The organism is Marinomonas flavescens (genome assembly GCF_004352835.1).
Taxonomy (GTDB): domain Bacteria; phylum Pseudomonadota; class Gammaproteobacteria; order Pseudomonadales; family Marinomonadaceae; genus Marinomonas; species Marinomonas flavescens.
In genome coordinates, this window is the sequence record NZ_SJSB01000020.1 from 16,178 (window position 1) to 36,389 (window position 20,212).

18 protein-coding genes are annotated in these 20,212 nt (G+C 45.0%); 9 read left to right on the forward strand and 9 right to left on the reverse strand.

Features of this window, described 5'->3' with window-relative positions:
* Positions 1-155: 155 nt before the first annotated feature.
* From hutG to hutU, 4 genes are read right to left on the reverse strand one after another with little or no spacing between them, the layout of a single operon-like run.
* Positions 156-986 carry an N-formylglutamate deformylase gene (gene hutG, locus E0D70_RS15635; RefSeq protein WP_133013214.1) on the reverse strand — a complete coding sequence of 277 codons (831 nt, stop codon included), beginning with the start codon at positions 984-986 and terminating at the stop codon, positions 156-158.
* On the reverse strand, positions 979-2,202 hold the full coding sequence (hutI, locus tag E0D70_RS15640; RefSeq protein ID WP_133013215.1) for an imidazolonepropionase: 1,224 nt from the start codon (positions 2,200-2,202) through the stop codon (positions 979-981). The genes hutG and hutI overlap by 8 nt, the downstream gene beginning before the upstream one ends.
* Positions 2,203-2,217: 15 nt before the next feature.
* Positions 2,218-3,756, reverse strand: a complete 1,539-nt coding sequence (hutH, locus tag E0D70_RS15645; protein WP_133013216.1) for a histidine ammonia-lyase — start codon at positions 3,754-3,756, stop codon at positions 2,218-2,220.
* Positions 3,757-3,816: 60 nt separating this feature from the next.
* Positions 3,817-5,514: a urocanate hydratase gene (gene hutU, locus E0D70_RS15650; protein ID WP_133013217.1), complete on the reverse strand. Its 1,698-nt coding sequence runs from the start codon at positions 5,512-5,514 to the stop codon at positions 3,817-3,819.
* 301 nt (positions 5,515-5,815) lie between these two features.
* Here hutU and E0D70_RS15655 point away from each other — a divergent pair, with 301 nt between their 5' ends.
* The gene (locus tag E0D70_RS15655; RefSeq protein ID WP_133013218.1) at positions 5,816-7,225 is read left to right on the forward strand and encodes a formimidoylglutamate deiminase; all 1,410 of its coding nucleotides are present in this window, start codon (positions 5,816-5,818) and stop codon (positions 7,223-7,225) included.
* Entirely contained in the window at positions 7,215-7,847 is a 633-nt protein-coding gene (locus tag E0D70_RS15660) for a HutD/Ves family protein (RefSeq protein WP_133013219.1), read from the forward strand. Before E0D70_RS15655 ends, E0D70_RS15660 begins: the two co-directional genes overlap by 11 nt.
* Positions 7,848-7,866: 19 nt before the next feature.
* On the opposite strand, the gene hutC is transcribed toward E0D70_RS15660, so the two are convergent.
* The gene (hutC, locus tag E0D70_RS15665; RefSeq protein WP_240537167.1) at positions 7,867-8,625 is read right to left on the reverse strand and encodes a histidine utilization repressor; all 759 of its coding nucleotides are present in this window, start codon (positions 8,623-8,625) and stop codon (positions 7,867-7,869) included.
* An 88-nt stretch (positions 8,626-8,713) separates the two neighbouring features.
* On the reverse strand, positions 8,714-9,373 hold the full coding sequence (locus tag E0D70_RS15670) for a cytochrome b/b6 domain-containing protein (protein WP_133013221.1): 660 nt from the start codon (positions 9,371-9,373) through the stop codon (positions 8,714-8,716).
* Between the two features lie 259 nt (positions 9,374-9,632).
* Between E0D70_RS15670 and pepQ the strand changes: the two genes are divergently transcribed.
* The gene (pepQ, locus tag E0D70_RS15675; RefSeq protein WP_133013222.1) at positions 9,633-10,916 is read left to right on the forward strand and encodes a Xaa-Pro dipeptidase; all 1,284 of its coding nucleotides are present in this window, start codon (positions 9,633-9,635) and stop codon (positions 10,914-10,916) included.
* Positions 10,917-11,016: 100 nt separating this feature from the next.
* On the opposite strand, the gene E0D70_RS15680 is transcribed toward pepQ, so the two are convergent.
* Complete coding sequence (locus tag E0D70_RS15680; RefSeq protein ID WP_133013223.1) at positions 11,017-11,370, reverse strand: TfoX/Sxy family protein; 354 nt, start codon at positions 11,368-11,370, stop codon at positions 11,017-11,019.
* Positions 11,371-11,595: 225 nt separating this feature from the next.
* Between E0D70_RS15680 and E0D70_RS15685 the strand changes: the two genes are divergently transcribed.
* Genes E0D70_RS15685 through arsB form a run of 3 tightly spaced genes read left to right on the forward strand, consistent with a single transcriptional unit; the run spans position 11,596 to position 13,706 of the window.
* Positions 11,596-11,931: a metalloregulator ArsR/SmtB family transcription factor gene (locus E0D70_RS15685; RefSeq protein ID WP_133013224.1), complete on the forward strand. Its 336-nt coding sequence runs from the start codon at positions 11,596-11,598 to the stop codon at positions 11,929-11,931.
* 28 nt (positions 11,932-11,959) lie between these two features.
* Positions 11,960-12,679, forward strand: a complete 720-nt coding sequence (gene arsH, locus E0D70_RS15690; RefSeq protein ID WP_133013225.1) for an arsenical resistance protein ArsH — start codon at positions 11,960-11,962, stop codon at positions 12,677-12,679.
* A gap of 10 nt (positions 12,680-12,689) precedes the next feature.
* Positions 12,690-13,706, forward strand: coding sequence for an ACR3 family arsenite efflux transporter (arsB, locus tag E0D70_RS15695; RefSeq protein ID WP_133013226.1), 1,017 nt, complete (start codon positions 12,690-12,692; stop codon positions 13,704-13,706).
* Between the two features lie 95 nt (positions 13,707-13,801).
* On the opposite strand, the gene aroQ is transcribed toward arsB, so the two are convergent.
* Positions 13,802-14,254 (reverse strand): type II 3-dehydroquinate dehydratase, encoded by a 453-nt coding sequence (aroQ, locus tag E0D70_RS15700; RefSeq protein ID WP_133013227.1) that lies wholly within the window; start codon positions 14,252-14,254, stop codon positions 13,802-13,804.
* Positions 14,255-14,674: 420 nt separating this feature from the next.
* Between aroQ and E0D70_RS15705 the strand changes: the two genes are divergently transcribed.
* The 3 genes from E0D70_RS15705 (at position 14,675) to E0D70_RS15715 (ending at position 18,220) form a co-directional block, all read left to right on the forward strand.
* Positions 14,675-15,883: a LysR family transcriptional regulator gene (locus E0D70_RS15705; protein WP_240537169.1), complete on the forward strand. Its 1,209-nt coding sequence runs from the start codon at positions 14,675-14,677 to the stop codon at positions 15,881-15,883.
* A 208-nt stretch (positions 15,884-16,091) separates the two neighbouring features.
* On the forward strand, positions 16,092-17,039 hold the full coding sequence (locus E0D70_RS15710; protein ID WP_133013229.1) for a Gfo/Idh/MocA family oxidoreductase: 948 nt from the start codon (positions 16,092-16,094) through the stop codon (positions 17,037-17,039).
* A 194-nt stretch (positions 17,040-17,233) separates the two neighbouring features.
* A complete protein-coding gene (locus E0D70_RS15715; RefSeq protein WP_133013230.1) occupies positions 17,234-18,220 on the forward strand; it encodes an aldo/keto reductase in 987 nt (328 codons plus the stop codon).
* A gap of 175 nt (positions 18,221-18,395) precedes the next feature.
* Here E0D70_RS15715 and oadA read toward each other — a convergent pair whose 3' ends face one another.
* The gene (oadA, locus tag E0D70_RS15720; protein WP_133013231.1) at positions 18,396-20,207 is read right to left on the reverse strand and encodes a sodium-extruding oxaloacetate decarboxylase subunit alpha; all 1,812 of its coding nucleotides are present in this window, start codon (positions 20,205-20,207) and stop codon (positions 18,396-18,398) included.
* Positions 20,208-20,212 lie beyond the last annotated feature (5 nt).

Genomic DNA, 20,212 nt, shown 5'->3' on the forward strand with positions numbered 1-20,212 from the left:
GCGAGAAGGTCTGGTGGAAGATGAATCTATCTACCGTCAACGACGGCCAATAAAAACGCCCGTCTTTTACAAGACGGGCGTTTTCGTTTATTAACAATAGAGAGAGAGCTCAACATAAAAATATTCAGCTCATAATAGAAAGAGATAAAAGCTAACTAAAGCTTAACGCTCAACAAAGCGTCCACCAGCGTACTAAGCTGTTTCTGGATCACGGGTAGTTTGTGTTCATCCAGTAGATATTGGCCTTGCTTTACCAATTCATCATTGAGGTAAGTGGCTTGCGAAAGCTCCAGTTGGATGGCATGAATACCTTCCGCTGGCTGACCAAAGCCTCGGGTGATGTAGCCCCCCTTGAAACGGCCATTGGCGACTTGACTATAGTCTGTTGATAAACACGCTTGAGCGCTTTTTAATACCGCAGGATCACAAGACTCACCGGCATTGGTGCCCCAGTTAAAGTCTGGTAATTTGCCTTCAAACAACATAGGCACTTCGGCAGCGATGCTGTGTGCATCCAGCAAAATAGCATAACCAAATTTCGCTTTAATATGCGCTAACTCATCTTCAATTTGCTGATGATATGGACGCCAGATCTGTTCTTTGCATAGCGCATGATGGACATCGGTTGGCTCTTTTCCTGCCAAAAACGTCGGGGTTTCATCAAACAAGATCTCTGGAAACAAGCCCGTTGTCTTGCTTGCGTATAACGCGGCATCGTCATAAGGGCGATTAAGGTCAATGACATAGCGTGAGTAATTCGCTGAGATCACACTCACACCCCGTGCCGCTAAATCACCATAAAGCTCTGGAATGTACCAGTCAGTATCCGGCAAGCGTTTCGCTTTGTCGGTCAGTGATTCCTCTTCTGTCGCTGTTAAGCGCAGTCCAGAGTGAGGCATACTGATTAACAGCGGCGAATCCCCTTGATGGAACTCAAAAGGCGATTCAATCCGATTATGAATAGGCTGAAGCTCTACATTACTCATGGGATACTCCGTGTTGGATACGTTGTTTTACTAATTGCCCACCTAACCAATAACAAAGTTCACCAGGACTTTCCACATCCCAGCAGACGAAGTCGGCCACTTTGCCCACTTCTAAAGTGCCATGGGAGTCACTGATCCCCAAGGCTTTTGCCGCATGAATCGTTGCTCCTGCAAGTGCCGCTTCAGGTGTCATACCAAATAAGGTGCACGCCATGTTCATCATCAAACGTAACGACAACGCGGGCGATGTGCCTGGATTCGCGTCCGTGGCAATAGCGATGTCTACGCCATATTGACGTAATAAATCCATCGGCGGCAATTGGGTTTCTTTCAGTGTATAAAACGCCCCTGGTAACAACACAGCCACAGTGCCTGATTCAGCCATGGCTTTTACATCCGCCTCTTCCATAAATTCCAAGTGATCCGCTGACAGCGCTTGATAATACGCCGCCATCCTCGTGCCACCTAAAGCAGACAATTGTTCCGCATGGATCTTAACCGGCAAGTCTAGCTCACGGGCTTTTTGAAAATAACGTTCAACCTGCTCAGTATTAAAGGCAATGCCTTCACAAAACGCATCGACCGCATCAGCAAGACCCAGAGCGGCCACTTTCGGCAATAGTGTCTCACATAGATAATCAATGTAGGCGTCTTTATCGTCATATTCTGGCGGCATGGCATGAGCTGCCAAACAAGTTCGCTTAATGGTCACTGGAAATTGCTGCCCCAATAGCGTTGCCACTCGCAGCATTTTTAATTCGCTGTCTAATGACAAACCATAGCCCGATTTGATTTCGACGGTGGTCACACCATCCGCCATCAGGCTTTTTAAACGTCGCGTTGCACTGGTCATCAATTCGGCTTCACTGGCTTCACGAGTAGCATTCACAGACGACGCTATCCCGCCGCCTTGTTTGGCAATGTCTTGATAACTCACGCCATTCAAACGCTGCTCAAATTCGCCCGCTCGATTACCACCAAACACCAAGTGCGTGTGACAATCGATCAAACCAGGCGTGATCCAACCACCATCGAGAGAGTGTTCTTGTTCTGTCTGATAAGCGGGTAATTTGTCGGCTTCGCCCAACCAAGCGATGCGACCATTAACCACACCAATGGCGGCGTTTTCAATCACACTGTAACGACCCTCTTTCATCGTCGCTAGGTGCGCGCCGCGCCACAGGCTATCTAGTATTAATGGCGTATCGTTTGTCATATCTTTCTCTTCTTCCTAAACCGCCAGACTTGGCAATAAACCGGCTGGCATGATCTCGTTATGCACCGCTTCTAATAACAGGTCATTGGCTTTTTCAATGTCGGTTGCAAAATAGCGGTCTTTATCGTAAAAAGGCACACGCGCACGCAATGTGGCACGAACTTCTTCAAGACGTTTGGTGGATTTCAATGGCGCACGGAAGTCCAATCCTTGTACCGCAGACAAAATCTCAACCGCCAAAATACCACGGGTATTTTCCGCCATGTCTTTCAAGCGGCGTGCCGCGAATGTCGCCATGGAAACATGATCTTCTTGGTTCGCCGACGTTGGTAAACTATCGACTGACGCTGGATGTGCGTAGCTTTTGTTTTCACTCGCCAATGCCGCTGCGGTAACTTGAGCGATCATAAAACCTGAGTTCACGCCACCATTGTCCACAAGAAAAGGCGGTAATTTACTTAAATTGCTGTCGATCAATAGCGCCATACGACGCTCAGACAAACTGCCAATTTCGGCAATGGCCAAAGCCAAATTATCCGCCGCCATGGCAACAGGTTCGGCGTGGAAATTACCACCAGAAATAATGTCGCCACTTTCTGCAAATACCAATGGATTATCAGACACCGAGTTGGCTTCAACACACAAGACTTTCGCTGTGCTGCGAATTTGTTCCAAACACGCACCCATAACTTGTGGCTGACAACGCAGAGAATACGGATCTTGAACCTTCTCACAACCTTGATGAGAGTCTCCCAGCTCACTGGTTTCGCCCAACAAATGGCGATACGCGGCCGCCGAATCAATTTGTGTTTGATGGCCACGAGCTTGATGAATACGATCATCAAACGGACTACGGCTACCCAGTGCAGCTTCCACAGAAAGAGAGCCACAAACCACCGCTGAGGCAAACAAATCTTCTGCTTCAAACAGCCCTTCTAGGGCAAATGCCGTCGATGCTTGAGTACCATTTAACAGCGCCAAACCTTCTTTTGGCGCCAAGGCAATCGGCTCAAGTCCTGCAATAGACAAAGCGGCTTGACCTGAGATTACTTCGCCACGGTAACGGGCTTTTCCTTCTCCTAGCAAGATCGTACTCATGTGCGCCAACGGCGCTAAATCGCCCGATGCGCCTACTGAGCCTTTCTTTGGAATGCATGGATACACTTCTTTATTGATCAGAGTTAGCAAGGCTTGGATTACTTTTAAACGAATACCAGAAAAACCTCGTGCTAGACTGTTAACTTTCAGCGCCATGATCAGTTTCACGGTTTTATCGTCCATCAATTGGCCTATTCCCGCCGCATGAGACAAGACAATACTGCGTTGCAATTGATCCAAATCTTCTGGTGCAATTCGGGTATTTGCCAACAAGCCAAAACCAGTATTAATCCCATAGACGGTACGATTTTCTGCAATCACGTCATTGACCACTTGAGTGCTTGCGTGGATCGCAGGAAACGAACTTTCGTCTAAGCTCAACTTTACCGAGCGACGGCTTATTTGGCGTAATTCATTTAGCGTCAACTGACCTGGTTTAATCATTAATTCAAACATGATGATCCTTAATTTTAATTCTCTGCGTTGCAATGTTGTTCGCACCAACGCCTAGGATTTTTATTTTGTTTGGTTGCCCGTAATCATCGGCAAATTCAAGCCTTGCTCTTTCGCGCAGTCAATCGCGATATCGTAGCCCGCATCTGCATGACGCATAACGCCTGTTGCTGGGTCATTGTGAAGAACACGAGCAATACGCTCAGCCGCATCATCACTGCCATCACACACAATCACCATACCGGAATGTTGTGAGAAGCCCATGCCAACGCCACCGCCGTGGTGCAAAGACACCCAAGTAGCGCCTGAGGCTGTGTTCAACAAAGCGTTCAATAATGGCCAATCCGATACCGCATCAGAACCGTCCTGCATTGCTTCTGTTTCTCGATTTGGGCTTGCTACTGAACCAGAATCCAAATGATCTCGGCCGATCACAATAGGCGCTGACAATTCACCGCTGCGAACCATCTCATTAAATGCTAAACCAAGCTTCGCGCGCTGACCTAAACCAACCCAACAAATACGCGCAGGAAGACCTTGGAACTGAATACGTTCACGCGCCATGTCTAACCAATGATGAAGATGTTTATCATCAGCGATCACTTCTTTTACTTTCGCATCGGTTTTATAAATATCTTCTGGGTCACCAGATAACGCTACCCAACGGAATGGACCAATACCGCGACAGAACAACGGACGAATGTACGCAGGCACAAAACCTGGGAAATCAAACGCATTTTCTACGCCTTCTTCCATCGCCATTTGGCGGATATTATTGCCGTAGTCAAACGTTGGTATGCCCATTTTTTGAAAATCCAACATCGCTTGAACATGCTTCGCCATAGATTGCTTCGCGGCCGTCACTATCTCTTTTGGCTGTGTTTTTGCCTTCTCACGATACTCATCCCAACTCATGCCGATCGGTAAATAACCGTTCAAAGGATCATGGGCAGACGTTTGGTCGGTCACCATATCGGGGCGTACTCCGCGTTTTACCATTTCAGGCAAAATCTCAGCGGCATTACCACAAAGCGCAATCGATACGGCTTTGCCTTCTGCTGTGTATTTTTTGATGCGCGCTAGTGCGTCGTCTAAATCCGTCGCTTGCTCATCCACATAGCGTGTACGTAAACGGAAATCGATGCTGGTCTGCTGACATTCAATGTTCAATGAACACGCACCGGCTAAGGTCGCCGCCAATGGCTGAGCGCCGCCCATACCACCAAGCCCTGCTGTTAATACCCAACGACCGGTTAAATTGCCATCGTAATGTTGACGACCCGCTTCAACGAAAGTTTCATAGGTACCTTGTACTATGCCCTGACTACCGATGTAGATCCAAGAGCCCGCCGTCATTTGGCCATACATTGCCAAACCTTTGGCGTCCAACTCATTAAAATGTTCCCAGTTAGCCCAATGTGGCACTAGGTTTGAGTTTGCAATCAGCACCCGTGGCGCGTTGCTGTGAGTTTTAAACACGCCGACCGGCTTACCTGACTGAACCAATAAGGTTTCGTCATCTTCTAGCTCAGTTAGGGATTCAACGATTTTGTCGTAGCTTTCCCAGTCACGAGCGGCGCGACCAATGCCACCATAAACGACTAAGTTTTCTGGGTTTTCTGCTACATCAGGATCTAGGTTATTCATTAGCATGCGCATTGGCGCTTCGGTGAACCAAGATTTAGCCGTCAGCTTTGTACCCGTTGCAGCTTTAACGACACCAGCACGATAGCGTTTTTGAGTAATCGTTTGTTTAGTCATTTTTGCACCTTTTAAAAGAAAGCCAATTAGGCATCTTGAGATAAAACAGAACATACATGTATATACAATTAATATAAAGATAAAATCTAACATTTATAGTTGCAAGTCTTTTTTCTACAAAACATAGGAAAAATACACTCAGACTCGGACGAAAAGCACCAAAAAACGCGTCAACCCCTTATAAAACAAGGATTCTATTCAGCTGATAAATAAGTCGATTTAAAACAGACAAAAACAAACTTGTATATACATTATTTTATCTATTACACTCAAACTATTCTAATTAACCTAGGAATTAACAGTGAACAGCCTTAATCAAGCCAATTCTGACCTTCAACACTTCTTTGCGGAACGCGCCTTACTGCCATCAGGTTGGGCGGATAATGTGCTTTTTTCTGTTAAAAACGGTCGATTTCATTCATTTTCAACAAACTGCGCAGCAACCGATCAGGCCACTACTTTGTCGGGGCCGGTGTTGCCGACCATGGCCAACGTTCACTCTCACGCCTTCCAGCGGATCATGGCAGGCGCGGCAGAAGTCAGCCTTAACCCAAACGATAGTTTTTGGAGTTGGCGTGATCTGATGTATAAAATCGTCCAAAAACTCACTCCAGACGATGCGCACATTATTGCGAAGCAGCTCTACATCGACATGCTAAAAGCAGGCTATACCCAAGTCGGAGAGTTTCATTACTTACACCACGACATCGGTGGTAAGCATTATGGACAGCTCGGTGAAATGTCGAATCAACTCATCAGTGCCGCTGATGACGCAGGCATGGGATTAACCTTGCTGCCGGTGCTCTATAGCCACTCAGGCTTTGGCGGGCAAGCCCCCAACGCAGGGCAAGCACGCTTTATTCACTCCACCGATTCTTATTTAACCTTGCACCAGGCGTGCGCGGAAAAATTAGCCAATCACGCGACTCATAAGTTAGGGATCTGCTTTCATTCATTACGCGCGGTCACTAAGTCACAAATTGACACCGTGTTGCAGACACTCAATACGACGCCTCACAAAACAAGTCCGATCCACATTCACATCGCAGAGCAACAAAAAGAAGTACAAGACAGCGTGAGTTGGAGCGGACAGCGTCCGGTGGAATGGCTGCATAACGAAATCGGTTTGAACGATCGCTGGTGTCTGGTGCATGCGACTCATTTAACGGATGCCGAGCGCCAAGCCATCGCCGCCAGCCAAGCGATTGCCGGACTTTGTCCGACCACAGAGGCCAACCTAGGTGACGGAATTTTCCCTGCGGTTGAATTTGAAAAAGAACACGGTCGTTGGGGAATTGGCTCTGATAGCCATGTCAGTTTGTCGATCGTCGAAGAGTTACGTACTCTAGAATACGGCCAACGCTTACGCGATCAGCAACGCAACCGGTTATACCGACCAGAGCAAACCAGCGTTGGCGACAATCTCTACCAGCAAGCATTATTAGGCGGCAATCAAGCCTGTGATGTGTCTTTGGGCTTGGCCGTTGGCCATCGCGCAGACTTTATGGTGCTTGATGAAAGCCAGCCGTTTATCGCCGCTAGCGAGAGTAAAGACTTACTTAATCGCTGGTTATTCGCGACCAATAAAAACCTAGTAAAAGACGTATTCGTGGCAGGCCAACAGCGCATCAAAAACTTCCACCACGAAGAGGAAGAAGCCAGCCGATGTGCCTTTATCCAAATCATTAAAAAGGTGATGTATGACGCTTAATACTCCGCTTCACTATCAAATTATTAAACAAGATAGTTACCTGCGAATGCCATGGAAAAATGGCTTAGGAGAAACGCTTGAAATACAGCGTCATGACGATGAGCAAGGCTTGCGTTTTCGCATTAGCCAAGCGTCTGTTAAAGATGATGGCCTGTTTTCAGATTTCAGCGGTTTGCACCGTACTCTGGTTTTATTGTCTGGTAATGGCATGCTGCTTAGCCATCGTAATGCGAGCTCTGAAAACGATGAAACCACAGAGCATCAGCTGACTACGCCGCTTGATATGGCGAGATTTTCCGGTGGCGATGAAACCCACGCCAGACTAATCAATGGCGTGATTGAAGATTTGAACATCATGGTGCGAGACAGTGATTGTCGCTCGTCCGTACAAGCCTGCTTTGCCCCAGCGTTCTTATCACTAGCTCATGAGGCAACATTGTTTACAGGGTTTTATGCCAACGAAGATTCGATTGTCGCGTTTCAGGCAGATGAGACAGGCGAAACAAATACACTCTTGATTCCTTCACAAAGTTTGATGCTTCTCAGCCAGCACGCTATTAATCTAGACGCTATTCAGTTTATCAGTGGCTGCGGTATTTTGATCGAAATAGCAGACCATTAACAATATTGCTCTGCTCGAATCAGCCGCGCCCAAAATGCCCAAATAACTGAAAGCGAGAGCCTGGGTGAACTAAACGAGCAGCAGTAATAATATCCTCACCCGCCCAAGTACGACGTTTTATTTGTAAACAGGGCTCATTCGCAGCGATCTGCAAACGCTCGCATTCTGTTTCGCTGGGTAAAATAGCTTCAACCAAATGTTCGCCTTCTGTCATTGGCGCTGTTGTCATCAGGTATTCGTAGGAAGTGTGTTGGGAAAAATCCTGTTTGTCGTAATCTGGTGCTCGACTTGCATTAACGATACGCTCTTCAATTTGAATAGGGATATCGTTTTCATAATGCAAAACAACAGAACGAAAAATGCCATGATTAGTTCGAACACCTAACATCATGGCCTCTTCAACACTGGCTCTAGCAGACTCCAGTGTTAATAATTTTGATACATGCTGATGACCACGAGCGGCAATTTCTTCAGCAATGTTATGCACTTCAAACAAGGCTGAATGCGCTTTTTTTTCTGCGACGAATGTCCCCAGTCCTTGGTGGCGAATCAGCAATCCTTCAGCGGTTAATTCGCGTAATGCACGGTTTACAGTCATGCGACTAACGCCAAGAAAATTAACAATCTCAGCTTCAGATGGAACCCGTTGATTCGTTTGCCATTCACCCACGGAAATTTTATGCGAAATGGCTTGCTTTAATTTTGCGTAAATAGGCTGTGGCACATCTGGCAAGCCATCAAATAAGTGTTCTAATATCGTTGTAGTTTGATCAGACAAAGCGTATTCCATCTGTTTATCAATTAAGTAACATCATTATATCGCTAGTATCATTCAGCAAACAATAAACCTGTATAGACAATTAAAACTAAACAGGTAATGTCCATAGCCAAATGAGCCATGAAAAACCGATTATCATTGAAAAGATAACCCCCCAACGCGGAGTTTTGATATTAAAATTCGAGGCTATATCAGTGCGCTTTTTACCCGTAATCATTGCCAATGTAAGACGTTCTTTTAGACATAACTCATGATACAAAACAGCGGCAATATGTAGCCCGACAAGCGCTAATAATATATTTGGTAAAGCATGATGAATCCATGACATTTGGCCTATCCAGTCATTGGACGCATATTGGTTTAAAGGTCCAAACCAAAAAATATCATCACTGGTGAATAAACCTGAGACCCATTGAAATGTTAATGTTAGAAGCAAAATAACAACCATCCACCCACCGGCTGGATTATGCCCTAGATAGACCCGAGACTCGCCATTTAACATGCTATTCATAAAGGAAAAGACCGCTTTAGGCCCTTTAAGAAACTGGCTAAACTTCGCATATTTAGAGCCATATAGGCCATATAACAAGCGAAAAACAATCACGCTGGATAAGCCATAACCTAAATAAAAGTGGTATTGAAAGAGATCACCTTGAAGTTTCCCTGTAACAATCAGCCCCGTGAATAAAAACGCCATAAGCCAATGGCTGACTCTGATAGGCCAATCCCACACAAGTACGGATTTCATATTCCACACCACCTTTATTTTGGTCATTTATATTCTTCTATATAGTACTATCACCAGCCAACTATCCATATAAAATAACGTGTTTATGTGGAGACTTTAAAATACTCAAAAAAGAGTATCAAGGAGCTGAAACAAAGCCCCCTATTTGATGTATCCTAATGGCTTGGAATCTCCCCCCTTAATGTTGTTAATTTGTCCGCCAATCCTTTTTGATATTTGGCTGGCTGACGCTTCCTTTTACCAATACGAGTTCCGATCTATGAATACATCATCTTATCAAGAACATATCGCGACGCTACAAGCTCGCTACGCCAAAGCAATGCAGCACTTTAACCTCGATGCTATTGTTCTCGCTTCTGGCCAAAAAACCTATTACTTCCAAGACGACCATACTGCGCCTTTTCATGCTTATTCAGGCGCTCAACAATGGTTACCATTCACCTTAAATACCGACACTTATCTCATTATTCAAGCCGGGCAAAAGCCACGTATTGTTTGGCCTATTCGTGACGATTTTTGGCATGCGCCTAATCCTGTTCCTGCCGGTGAGTGGCAAGACGAATGGGATATTTCTCCAGCTCGGGTAGACGACAAATGGTTTTCTGGCTTACCTCAAAAATGCGCTTGGTTAGGGCCTCAACCTCAGTCTTTTGCACAAACAATTGAAGGCCTAAACGCCTATGTCGATTTTTCAAAAGCCGTTAAAACACCCTTCGAAATCAATGCTATGTGCTTAGCAACCGAGCGAGCTGTAAAAGGCCATCTTGCCGCTAAAGAGGCTTTTTTAGCTGGCATGAGTGAATTAGACATTCATTTGGCGTTTTTACAAGCCAGCCAACAGACGGCAGCCCAAGAACCTTATCCAGGCATCGTTGGCGTTAATGAACACGCCGCGGTATTACATTACGAGCACAAAGACATTAACCGTTCGGCTCGTCCGCTGACTCTGCTTATCGATGCAGGCGCCAATGAACATGGCTACGCCAGTGACATTACCCGCACCTTTGTACGTCATGATGACGAATTTAGCGCGTTGGTAAACAGCTTAGACACTATGGAACAACGTTTAGCCTCCAGCGCCATGTCAGGTGTAGATTATCGTGCCATTCATCAAGAGGCATTAGTGGGTATTGCTCATATTCTTCATGACCATAAAATCTGCCGATTAAGTGTCGATGAGCAAATGGCGAAAGCCATTCCACAAGTATTCTTTCCACATGGCATTGGTCATTTACTTGGCTTACAGGTACACGATGTAGGCGGTTTTCAAATTGATGAGTTGGGCACAACAAGAAAAGACAAAAACTCGCCTTTCTTACGACTCACTCGGACGCTTAAAAAAGACATGGTCATCACCATCGAACCGGGGCTCTACTTCGTACCAATGCTGTTAGAAAAAATGCAGGCGGATATTCCTCAGCATGGCTGTGATCTAGAGCTAATCGAACGCTTCAAGCCTTATGGCGGCATTCGTATAGAAGACAACGTCGTGGTTAAAGATGATTTACCAATCAACCTGACCCGCAACGCGTTCGGAGAGTAAAACGGTCATTAGAAATCGTAACTGATCTTAAAAGGGCTTAATCATAGGCCCTTTTTATATGGAATTTTATGTTCATCACACGATCTAGTTTGCTCTAATGCTACTGACTGTTTTTTAGTTTTGGCCGCTTAGGCGGTAAAGACTCAGCAAACGACATGCAAACACTAAGCCATCCATTTAATTCCTCATCAGACTCCAGCCCCGCAGACGCAACATACACCATGGTTTTTATCGGCTTGCCCGTAAAATCCATTTCTCTTGCATAAGGCTTGGCTAAATATTTTTCATAATCCTTTGGGCCAACACGCACCATCAACTCATCACCAACGATGACACAGCACATATGCTCAGACAGTAAAAAGCACAAACCACCAAACATCTTCCTAATGTCTAAATCTGGTCGCCCTTGAAAGTACTCACACAGCCTTTCTTCTAACCCTCTGTCATACGCCATCACTATTCACTTTTCTAGGATCAACACCGGGATTATAGCAGCGAATAATTAACCTCCCATTATCTTTTACCCTAGTCCAGAGCAATTCTTCGCGCTTGCACGGGGAGCGAGATGTTGTACATGGAAGCATCTCTACCAATGAACAAACCCGTCTAAACATTTCTCTTGTTGACTTTTCTTTCAATATATACGAAATTACACATATGTTATTTTTCGGATATGTATATGAACCCTTGTAAGTTTTATAAGTGCCTCGCCGACGATACTCGTTTGAAGTCCATCATGCTGATCCAGCAAGCAGATGAAGCCTGTGTTTGCGACCTAATGGCTGCGCTGGAGCTTGATCAACCCAAGACCTCGCGTCACCTTGCTGAACTGCGTAAATGCGGCATATTGCAAGACGAACGGCGTGGCAAATGGGTGTATTACCGTTTGCATCCTGAGTTGCCGGACTGGGCGAAAACGGTAATAAACGCAACCGCTCAACATAACAAAGACTACTACCAAGCCGCGCTGGACAAACTGTTGTCCTGCAAATCATCCGTCAATAATTGCTGCTAACACCACTTACGCACAATGGAGAAGAGTAATGCCGTCACTTGAAAACAGCTTACCAAACATCAATCATGAGCAACTTAACATTCCTAGCCATGAGCAGTTTTCCGCCACACCAAGCACCCACAAACCGCGCCTATTATTGCTCTATGGATCGCTGCGTGAGCGCTCCTATAGCCGCCTAGTGATTGAAGAGTCCGCTCGCTTATTAACGTCCTTTGGTGCCGACGTGAAAATATTCAACCCAGCGGGTTTACCACAGCCAGATTCAGAAGACGACAGCCATCCAAAGGTACAAGAACTTAGAGAATTAATGATGTGGTCTGAAGGTCAAGTATGGTGCTCGCCAGAGCGTCATGGCTCGATGACCAGCATATTGAAAAGCCAACTTGATTGGATGCCTCTCAGCATCGGCAGCGTACGCCCGACACAAGGAAAAACCCTGGCGGTTATGCAAGTCAGTGGCGGCTCTCAGTCGTTTAACGCGGTCAATCAAATGCGCATTTTAGGTCGCTGGATGCGCATGGTGACGATTCCGAATCAGTCATCTGTGGCAAAAGCCTTTTTAGAATTTGAAGAAGATGGTCGTATGAAACCCTCTGCTTACTACAACCGTATTGTCGATGTACTGGAAGAGCTGATGAAGTTCACGCTCTTGCTTCGCGATCAAAAAGACTACCTTGTAGATCGTTATTCTGAGCGTGTCGAAAGCGCAGAACAACTTAGTAAACGAGTCAATCAAAAATCGATATAGGACGAATACCATGGGATTGTTTGAACGTTATCTTACCATCTGGGTTGGATTGGGTATCATCGGTGGCATTCTGATCGGCAGTCTAATCCCCGATGCTTTCTCAGTGATCGCCGGTTTAGAATACGCCCATGTTAACTTCGTGATCGCCGTGCTTATCTGGCTGATGATTTACCCTATGATGGTGCAAATCGATTTTTCATCCATTAAAGACGTTGGCAAAAATCCAAAAGGGATTCTACTGACTCTCGTGATTAACTGGCTGATTAAGCCCTTCTCTATGGCGCTGTTGGGCTGGCTCTTCTTTAAAGTATTGTTCGTATCTTGGGTCGATCCAGAAACCGCGAAAGAATACATAGCAGGGATGATTTTGTTGGGCGTTGCTCCTTGTACTGCTATGGTGTTTGTCTGGAGTCAGCTGACTAAGGGGAATCCGAATTATACCTTGGTGCAAGTGTCTATTAACGATGTGATCATGATTTTCGCATTCGCGCCTATCGCCGGTTTCTTACTCGGCGCGACTGACATTAGTGTGCCTTGGGACACCTTACTGATTGCGGTGGTTTTATATGTATTAGTGCCTCTTTTAGCGGGTTTATTCACCCGTAAAGCATTAGATAAAAACAATGACCACTCAAGACTCGATGCTTTTTTACGTACCATGAAGCCTTGGTCTATCGTCGGTTTGCTTGCCACTGTGGTTTTGTTATTCGGTTTTCAATCTGAAACTATTTTGGCAAAACCACAAGCGATTCTATTGATTGCGATTCCTCTGCTGATCCAGACTTATTGTATTTTTGCCGTCTCTTACTGGTTAGCAAGAAAATTCAAATTGCCTCATTCTGAAGCGGCTCCTGCCAGCCTTATAGGAACGTCTAACTTTTTTGAATTGGCCGTCGCTGTCGCTATTTCGTTATTCGGATTGCACTCTGGTGCTGCGCTGGCGACCGTTGTCGGTGTGTTAGTAGAAGTGCCGGTTATGCTGTCATTGGTTTGGTTTATTAACCGCACCCGACATTGGTTTGCCTAAGCTATTAAAAACAGCACAGTCTCAAACGAAAAAGACCGTATTGATGTCACTTCATCAATACGGTCTTTTTTGCATTAACCCAATAGCAAATCTGTTTAGGCTTTGAGCTTATGAACTAGCCCTTGAATGCCCAAGGCATAACCTTGTACGCCCATACCGACCACAATGCCCAAAGCAACAGGTGAAATGTAAGAATGATGACGAAAAGCTTCGCGGGTATGTACATTAGAAATATGCACTTCAATCACAGGCACATCGGCCCCTTTAATCGCATCGTGCAATGCGACAGAAGTGTGTGTGTAAGCGGCTGGGTTAAACACCACACCTAGCACTTCCCCTTCTTTAATACGACGACCCGCTTCATGAATGTAATCGATCAGCACGCCTTCATGGTTAGATTGGCGAAAATCAATATCATGTCCTAACGCCGCGGCAGTATCTCGGCACAAGACTTCCACATCCGCGATGGTTTCATGGCCGTACATTTCTGGCTCACGAGTACCCAATAAGTTCAGGTTCGGGCCGTTCAATACCATAATGGTAGACATACAAGTTTCCTCGATAAGCTGAGATTCACACTAAGCAGTGCATAAGAAATATTGTTAAGTAAAAAGATAATACGATGATGCTGATCTAGGTACTAGAGCAAACCTCTTGTTCACCCGCTTTATCGCCGATAATAGGGCGAAAAATCGAAGATATGAACAGAAGTACATACAATTAGGAAAATACACTCAGACACACAAGAAAACCTTCTGAAAAACGAAATAAACCAAACAATCAATGTATGAATCTAATATTTTTTTCATTTCCCTTTGATTTTTTCTATTTGAAAAATAGAAAGTGCCTTTAGAAAATTTTTCTAAAAATAACATCTAGAAACTAAAAACAACGTTCTTTTTATTTTTTAGCTATTTGATTTTGATATAGTCTTTAAAACTAATATAGAGAAGGATCGCACTGTGGAAATGCCTATTCCCAACCTACGTCATCTAAGAGTTTTTTTGGCTGTAACCGAACAGAAGAGCATTACTCGTGCGTCCAATAGCATTTTTTTATCACAACCTGCAATAACTCAAGCCATTGCAAAATTAGAAAACCAACTGGGTGCAGCACTTTTTGAACGCCATTCCGATGGTATGTATGCAACACCATCTGGCGATGTTTGGTACAACCGTGTATCGCGTGCTATTAATCACTTACAAGCTGCAACCCTTACGATCGTCAAAGAAAATACGAACAAAGATGTACCATCTAAAAACCTTATTGGCCTTATCAGTACCACACAATTAAAAGCGTTAGTGGCGGTATGCGAGGCACAAAACTTCAGCATTGCCAGCCGTAATCTAGGTATTTCACAATCATCCGTACACCGAGCGGCAAGAGACCTTGAAAGATTACTGGGTGTGACACTATTCGAAAAAAGTAGCCTGGGTATTAGCGCAACCAAAGCAGCACAAAATCTATCTACAGCAACAAAACTTTCCTTTAGTGAGTTGCGCCAAGGTATTTACGAAATTAACGCTCTGCAGTTTCGTGATGTCAGTACTATTACTGTTGGCTGCATGCCGCTTGCTCGTACTACGATTTTACCAAAATCTATTTTACGTTTTAACGAACGTCATCCAGACGTGAATATTAATATGACAGACGGTCCTTACCCTGATTTATTGCATCACTTACGTCAAGGTGACATAGATATAATGCTAGGTGCATTGCGTTATCCAGCACCAGCTGACGACGTCATTCAAGAAGAGCTATGGGCACCGTCACTGTCAATTGTCGCTCGAAACGACCACCCATTAATGAAACAAGAAACAGTTTCAGCACAAGACCTAACTCAATACGCTTGGGTGGTTCCCGCTAAAGAGACCCCAACTCGCAATGCCTTTGAGAACATATTTAAAGACGCTAATATTGATTTGCCTACACGTATTGTTGAATCCAGCTCACAAATTCTGATACGTGAGTTATTGATAGAAAGCGACCGATTGACGTTAATCACAGCCAGTCAAGTTGAACGAGAAATCAATATTGGATTACTCAAAAAAATCACTTTCCCACTAGACCATACGAGGCGACCAATCGGCCTTTGTGTACGTAAAAGCTGGCTTCCTACGATGACACAATCCCATTTTTTAAGCATGTTAAGAGAAGTATCAGAGAATTTTAGATGACATTTAAAATAACTTCTTTGCAAAAAATGAATACCATATGCGGTTTATGGATTATCCCCTTTTTCACACCAATGCTAGATTTGTAAGCAGATAAAAAGCAAAAGCTAAGATACAAGATGAAGGCTCAAATCGATAAGATATGCGCATCATAATTCCTCTTCGGACTTAGCTTTACTCACCCTACACTCGCACGCTCAGGAGTAGACTAATGAAAATTTGTATCGCTGGAGCATCCGGTGCTTTTGGCATGAAACACATGGATGCTATTGCCGCTATTGAAGGCGCCGAGGTGGTTTCCGTTGTTGGCACCAAAATAGATGCGATTAAAGCATTCGCCGCAGAACGTGGCATTCCACACTACACAACAGACTTGGCTGAAAGCCTAGCGCGTGACGATGTAGATGCTGTAATTTTAGCCACTCCAACACAACTTCATGCCGCCCAAACTATCCTGTGCTTAGAAGCTGGTAAACACGTCATGTCTGAAATTCCAATGGCAGACAGCATTGAAGACGCGCGCCGTGTGGTTGCCGTTAAGAAAGAAACCGGGCTAGTTGCCATGGCAGGTCATACTCGTCGTTTCAATCCGTCTCACCAATGGATTCACAACAAAATTGAAGCCGGTGAACTCACGGTTCAACAAATGGATGTACAGACCTACTTCTTCCGCCGTTCGAACAAAAATGCATTAGGCCAAACCCGCTCTTGGACAGACCACCTACTCTGGCACCACGCTTGCCACACGGTTGACTTGTTCCAATATCAAACCGGCGAAACCGCCAGTAAAGTACAAGCACTGCAAGGCCCTATTCACCCGGAACTTGGCATTGCAATGGACATGAGCATTGGTATGAAAGTGCCTACAGGGGCCATTTGCACCCTGTCTCTGTCATTTAATAATGATGGTCCATTTGGTACCTTCTTCCGTTATATTTGTGACAACGGCACCTATCTTGCTCGTTATGATGACCTTTATGATGGCAACGACAACAAGATTGACTTATCTGATGTCGCTGTCTCTAACAACGGTATTGAGCTGCAAGATCGAGAATTTATCACCGCCATCCGAGAAGGTCGCGATCCTAACTCTTGCGTTACTCAAGCTATCGAATCAATGGAAACATTGTATCGCCTTGAGCAATGCTTGGAAGACTAAGTAAATCACTTATACGATATAGGGGGCTACGGCTCCCTATTTGCGTTTTATGGCGACAAGATGGTCATGTACACCATGATAATTTTGCTCAATCATCATTCTAAGCGCAAAATACCCCATCAAAATAATCCCTCGTCCTGTTGCTAATCAAGCAGTACGACTGTGATTAAAACGGCTAAAACAACGAGGTACCTATGCCTAAACATCCCCACCTAAGCAACCCAACGATTGGCTTAGGCTGTATGAATCTTTCCCATGCTTATGGCGCACCGCTGACAGAAGACGCGGGTATTGAAGCACTGCAAGCGGCGTTTGAAATGGGTTATCGCCACTTTGATACAGCGACATTATACGGCGCTGGCAAAAACGAGATGCTGGTTGGCAACGCATTAAAAGATCGTCGCGACGAGTTCTTTCTTGCCAGCAAATGTGGCATGGAAATGGTCGATGGTAAACGCATCATCAATGGTCGCCCTGAAAACCTACGTCGCCAATGTGAAAATAGCCTAAAGCGCTTACAAACGGATCATATCGATTTGTATTATTTGCATCGCATGGACCCAGATGTGCCGATTGAAGAAAGCGTGGGTGCGCTCGGTGATCTGGTTAAAGAAGGTAAAATTGGTGGCATCGGCTTGTCTGAAGTGTCTGCTGAGGTAGTCGAACGTGCTCATAAAGAATCTCCGCTTACTGCATTACAGACCGAATACTCTCTTTGGACTCGCAATCCAGAAATTGCTGTATTGGAGACAACGAAAACCCTCGACATTACTTTTGTAGCCTTTAGCCCGGTCGCTCGTGGTTATTTGTGTGGTGAACTGACCGATGTTACGACACTAGAAGACACCGACATCCGCAAAAAAATGCCGCGCTTTAGTGTGGAAAACTATCCTAAAAACATAGACTTGTTGCAGGATTTTCTCGCTATGGCAAAAGACATCGGCTGTACGCCAGCGCAATTGGCCTTGGCATGGACCCGCATGAAAGGCGAACATATTGTGCCGATTCCTGGTACTCGCTCGATCTCTCATATGCGAGATAACCTTCATGCGGGACAACTTACCTTGGATAGCAAAAAAATGATGCTGCTGGATGACATAATTAACCAAAATAACGTCTTTGGTTCTCGTTACAATCCGGCACAACAGGCTGATGTGAGTACCGAAATGTTCGACGCATAATTCAGTTATTGATAACCCGTGATTGATAGCCCGCGATTGATAGTCCGTGATTGATAACCCGTATTTTCACAGTAAAAAGGTCGCTTTCCTAACAAAGGAAGCGACCTTTTTTGAGTCTATTTAGACTGAAAACTCATTTTATAACGTGATAAAAAAGCGTTAATCCTGAAATAGATCACACAATTTCAATCAACATTTCACCTGGCGTGACACGATCACCTTTCTTAACGCTAACCGTTTTCACTGTGCCTGCGATATTAGCATGTACTTCGGTTTCCATTTTCATGGCTTCCGTTACGAGTACTGCTTGCCCTGCTTTCACTGTGTCACCTTCGGCTACCAATACATCGATGATATTGCCCGGCATAGCAGCACTAACATGACCTGGCTCAGTGGCTTTAGAACGACCACTACCACCTTCAGAAACGTATTCATTCAATGATTCAAATACGACTTCTTCAGGCATGCCATCAAGGGACAGGTAAAGTTTGCGCTTACCGGCACCAAAGTCACCCACACCTGTGATAGCAACGTCATAGACTTCGCCATGTACATCAATTTTAAATTCAGTCGCCAGACCAGCAGCCGCAGTCGCATTGCCCGCTTGTTCAGGCGGTAGTAATACTTCTGGTTGTAACGTTCCATCAGCACGTTGCTGCAAAAATTCACGTCCTAGCTCTGGAAACATAGCAAACGTTAGTACATCTTCTTCTGACTTAGCCAACTCACCAATGTCTTTACGCAACTTAGCTAGCTCAGGAGTTAATGAGTCTGCAGGGCGACCTTCATTAACGTGCTCATTGCCTACTGCTTTTTTCTGTACATCAGCATTCACAGCCGCTGGTGGTTGACCGTAACCACCCAATAAATAGCGTTTTACTTCATTAGTAATCGTCTTGTAGCGCTGACCAGCTAAAACATTATAGACAGCTTGAGTACCTACGATTTGCGATGTCGGTGTTACTAATGGAGGAAAGCCTAGGTCTTCACGGACACGAGGAATTTCGTCAAATACATCACGAATTTTGTCTAGGGCATTTTGCTCTTTCAGCTGATTTGCCAAGTTAGACATCATGCCGCCCGGTACTTGATTGATCTGTACCGACACATCTTCACGAGTAAACTCACTTTCAAACTGATGGTATTTTTTACGTACATCACGGAAATAGTCAGCAATTTCAGACAATAGAGCCAGATTTAAGCCGGTGTCATAGTCCGTATCTTTCAAGGCCGCAACTTGAGACTCTGTCGCTGGATGGCTAGTGCCGCCCGCAAAAGAAGAAATCGCGGTATCAATACGATCAGCGCCCGCTTCAATTGCTTTTAACTGACACAATGGCGCTAGACCAGAAGTTGAGTGGCTATGAACAACAAGCGGTAAATCCACCGCTTCTTTGATGGCTTTGACCAAATCATATGTCGCGTAAGGCGTTAGCAAACCAGCCATGTCTTTAATCGCAATAGAGTCTGCACCCATCGCTTGCATCGCTTTCGCTTGTTCAACAAACAATTGAGCGGTATGAACAGGGCTAGTGGTATAACAGATCGTACCTTGAGCATGTTTACCGGCTTTTTTAACCGCTTTCATCGCTGTTTCAATATTACGCAAATCATTCAATGCATCAAACACACGGAATACGTCGATTCCGTTATCCGCTGCTTTTTGTACAAAGGCTTCCACAACATCATCAGCATAATGACGGTAACCCAATAAATTTTGACCGCGCAATAGCATTTGTAGACGAGTATTCGGTAGCGCTTCTTTAAGTTGACGTAAACGCTCCCATGGATCTTCTTTTAAGAATCGAACACAGGCATCAAAAGTAGCGCCGCCCCATACTTCTAGGGACCAAAAACCGACTTGATCTAATTTCTCACAAATAGGCAGCATATCTTCTGTGCGCATACGTGTCGCAATAAGAGACTGATGTGCATCACGCAGAGTAACGTCCGTGATTTCGACTTTTCTTTTGTTAACTTGACTCATGTTAC